At 57.3% G+C, this 3,840-nt stretch carries 2 protein-coding genes and 4 pseudogenes; 4 read left to right on the top strand and 2 right to left on the bottom strand.

Annotation, left to right across the window (positions count from 1 at the left end):
- The 4 pseudogenes from KX729_RS34200 to KX729_RS33305 all read left to right on the top strand — a co-directional run.
- Positions 1-335 (top strand): annotated as a pseudogene (locus KX729_RS34200) (winged helix-turn-helix domain-containing protein); the annotation flags it as partial.
- Positions 336-547: 212 nt separating this feature from the next.
- Positions 548-682 (top strand): annotated as a pseudogene (locus KX729_RS34815) (transposase); the annotation flags it as partial.
- 440 nt (positions 683-1,122) lie between these two features.
- Positions 1,123-1,343 (top strand): annotated as a pseudogene (locus tag KX729_RS34195) (transposase); the annotation flags it as partial.
- A 30-nt stretch (positions 1,344-1,373) separates the two neighbouring features.
- Positions 1,374-1,607: pseudogene (locus KX729_RS33305) on the top strand (hypothetical protein); the annotation flags it as partial.
- Here KX729_RS33305 and tnpC read toward each other — a convergent pair.
- A complete protein-coding gene (gene tnpC, locus KX729_RS33300; RefSeq protein ID WP_219746695.1) occupies positions 1,582-3,174 on the bottom strand; it encodes an IS66 family transposase in 1,593 nt (530 codons plus the stop codon). The pseudogene KX729_RS33305 and the gene tnpC sit on opposite strands and share 26 nt — an antisense overlap.
- Positions 3,175-3,247: 73 nt before the next feature.
- Complete coding sequence (gene tnpB / locus KX729_RS33295; RefSeq protein ID WP_018329060.1) at positions 3,248-3,592, bottom strand: IS66 family insertion sequence element accessory protein TnpB; 345 nt, start codon at positions 3,590-3,592, stop codon at positions 3,248-3,250.
- Positions 3,593-3,840: the final 248 nt, after the last annotated feature.

The raw sequence follows: 3,840 nt of genomic DNA, 5'->3' as shown, positions 1-3,840 counted from the left end.
CGCATCTCGGTGAGCGAGGAGACCCTGGGCCGCGAATTGCGTGCCATGGGCTATCGCAAGCTCTCGGCTCGCCCAAGACATCATGCGCAGGATGCCGAGGCGGCCGAGGCATTTAAAAAAACTTCCCCGCCGCTGTGGCAGAAATCGTCGCAGGTCCCGCCAAGGGCAAAGTGATTGAGGTCTGGTTCCAGGACGAGGCTCGTATCGGGCAGAAGAACAAGATCACCCGCCGCTGGGCCAAGCGGGGATCAAGGCCATCCGCGCCGCACGATCAGCGAACCCGATCGGCCTATATCTTCGGTGCCATCTGCCCCAAGCAGGGCAAGGCGGCAGGACCGACCGTGGAAGATAATGTCGATCGGAAGGCGCAACTGGGCACAAGGGTTCTGATCAATGACGGTTGGTATAAATCAAAACCGATTGTGGTAATTTTCTCCATGGAACGGTTCCATCAAAAGTATAGTGACTGGCGTCCCCGCAATAGGCATCCTTGATGCCGGTTCGAAGGGCTCTTCCACACCATCAATCTTCGTGAAAGGAGATTGCCATGCGCCGTCACGAACTGAGCGACGAAGAATGGGACTTTATTGCACCACGTCTACCGACCAATAACCGCGGAATTGAACGTGTTGACGACCGCCGAGTGATCAATGGCATCCTGTGGCGTTTCAGAACCGGATCATCCTAGCGCGAACGCAAGTGCTGAGCGAACATCCACGCAAAGATCAGCCGCAAAAAGACATTTAGCTCCATAAGCCTACCGCCAGCGAAATCAAGTAGAGCACTTCTTCAACCGCATCAAACATATGCGAGGGCTAGTAACCCAATACGACCGACGGGCCGACAACTATCTCGCCGCTCTCAGGCTTGCAACGACGAGGATATGGATCGCATCAAGTATTGAGTGCGCGTCCTAGATGCGATGGAGCAGGCACCCATGATCGGGCATCATGTCCTCGCTGAAAACACGAGGGCAAAGCGCCAGATCGCCGCTCACGAAAATCGATCTAAATCCGTCGCGATAACTGTCCGCGACTTTGCGAAATCACTGTCCCGTACTTACTGAATTCGGTGTCCGCGACTTACTGAAATGCCTGTCCCGGACATTGTGAAACCCGCACCCTCGATATGCACTTCTGTGACCCTCAAAGACCGTGGCAGCGCGGAAGCAACAAAAACACCAACGGTTTGCTACATCAGTACTTTCCGAAGGGTACAGATGTGAGCCAGCACGAATCCGATGAGCTCAGCGCTGTGGCACATGCCCTTAATGGCGGGCCTCGCAAGACGCTGATTATCCCACGCCGGCAGAAGCGCTCGATGGCCTGCTAAATCGGATATGATCGAAGGTGTTGCGGCGACCGGTTGAATCTGCCCAATCCGTGTCCATTCGCTATTCCGAACGATTGGCAGACGCTAGCATCGAGCCGTCTGTCGGAAGCGTTGGGGACAGTTACGACAACGCCCTCGCCGAAACGATCACCGGTCTCTACAAGACTAAGGTCATTCATCGGTGCGGGCCAGGGAGGACTTTCGAAGCGGTGGAATTTGCTACATTGGTAAGCGACAAGCTGGGGCCGTTCAGGCCGTGTAGTTCCACGGCATGAGGGCATTGATTTCGCTGCTGGGCCATCCATTTGCGAGGCGCTCGAGTGCCTGCGTAAGCCAGGCTTGCGGATCGACGGCATTCATCTTTGCCGTTTGCAGGAGCGTCGCGATGGTCGCCCAGGTCTTGCCGCCACCGTCACTTCCGGCGAATAGGCTATTCTTCCTTGTGATCGCTTGAGGTCTGATCGCTCGCTCGACAATGTTGGAGTCGATCTCGACGCGACCGTCGGTTAGGAAGCGTTCGAAGATGTCGCGACGCGAGATGGCATAGCGTAGGGCTTCCGCGAGTTTGGATTTGCCGGAGACCCGTGGCAGGGTCGCCTGCCAGAAGGTGAAGAGGTCTTTGACGATCGCTGTAGAGACTTCCTGACGTGCTGCAGCACGAGCCTCAGGGCTTTGACCCCGGATGGTTTCCTCAACCTCCCAGAGCTTCGCCATACGCTCGACCGTCTCTGTGGCAACCTTTGAGGTTTTTGCGACATGCAACTCATAGAACTTTCTCCGACTGTGTGACCAACAGCCAGCCAGGGTGACCCCGTCATTGCCACCATCCTTGCGGACAAGCTTATTGTAAGCACCGTATCCGTCGACTTGCAAAATCCCCCGATAGCCGCTCAGGTGCCGTGCAACGCACTCGGTCGCGCGACTGTCCTCGAAGCGATAGGCCACCATCGGCGGGCCACTGCCTCCGAAGGGGCGGTCATCCCTTGCATATGCCCAGAGCCACGCCGTTTTTGCTGATCCGGAGCCAGGCGCAAGTGTCGGCAAGGTCGTCTCATCGGCAAAAATTCGTTCGGCCTTCTTGATCTCGTTCAGGATGTAGTCCGCGAGGATGTTGAGCTCGAACCCCAGCTTGCCCATCCATTGGGCCATCAGCTTGCGGTCAAGTTCGACCTTGTCACGGGCGTAGATGGCTTCCTGGCGATAAAGTGGCAGGCCGTCGGCATATTTGGAGACGGCGATCTGGGCCAGAAGCGCTTCTGTTGGAATGCCGCCTTCGATGATGTGTGCCGGAGCCGCAGCCTGGATGACGCCGTCTTCGTTCTTAAAGGCATATTTCGGCCGGCGGGTGACAATGACCCGGAACTTCGCTGCGACGACGTCCAGCCGTTCGGAGACGTCTTCTCCGATTAGGATCTTCTGCTTATCCGCGTGTTCCGGCAACTCTTCCGGCTCGATCACGATCTCGACGCGCTCAAGATGCGGCGCGAAGCCCTTGCGTGGTCGCGGAGCACGTTTGGCATCCGCATTCCCGCGGCCTTTTGTGATCTGAGCCCTGATTGCCGCAATGCCAGTCTCGATTTCTTCGAAGACAAAGGCATGCTGCTCGTCGTCGACCGCGGATGCTGCAAGCTTCTCCGAGCGTCGTCCAAAGCGGGCTCTATCGAAGGCCTTCAGAATCTGCGTCAGCCGCTCGATGCGCTCGTCGGCATCCGCGTTACGGGCTTCGAGATCATCGACCTGCTTCTCCAAAGCCTCGACGCGGGCTGCCTTTGCGGCCATGGCAAGAACCATGGCTTTCAGTGCCTCTACATCATCCGGAAGCTCAAGATCGGGTGGCGTCATGGGTCTGATCAGAGCATATTTTGCTGCAATCCGCCCGTGGTTTCAGCCACCTGATTCACTTCGCCGCAGCGGGTTACCCAACAATTTCGGGAGGTTTGACTGGCGTGAAGCGAACCCGCTTCCAGTCCATTCCATCGACCAAAGCCAGAAGCTGCGCATGGTTGAGTTGGACCCGGCTGTGGCCGATACGTGGCCAACAGAACTGCGCTTTCTCCAACCGCTTTGCATAGAGGCAAACCCCGGAACCATCCCACCACACGATCTTGATCCGGTCCGCGCGCTTTGCCCGGAAGACATAGAGCGCCCCGTTGAACGGGTCACTGCCGGCATCGCGCACCAGCGACAGCAAACTGTCCGGCCCCTTGCGGAAGTCGATGGGATGGCTCGCAAGAAAGACCTTCACGCCCGACGGGATCATGCCGATCGCACCGCCCGGATCACTCGCAACAGGTGTGCTTCATCGATATCAGCGCCAGCTCGGACAACGATGTCGCCGATGACAAGCTCGATCACTGCTCTCGCGCCAACTGGCCCAGCTTCGTATGCCTGCGGCGAAGGCCGTCTTTCTTGACTTGTTGATTAGCTCTAAGTCCATGGCTTATGTCATGCGCTACAGTGATTTCCCCCATTGAGCTTTTGTCTGTCGACGATGTTGGTCGCCGGCGG

It is taken from the genome of Neorhizobium populisoli, from assembly GCF_019430945.1.
Classification (GTDB): Bacteria; Pseudomonadota; Alphaproteobacteria; order Rhizobiales; family Rhizobiaceae; genus Neorhizobium; species Neorhizobium populisoli.
The sequence above is the reverse complement of the archived record's forward strand: the minus strand, read 5'-3'. Positions and strand labels throughout refer to the sequence as shown.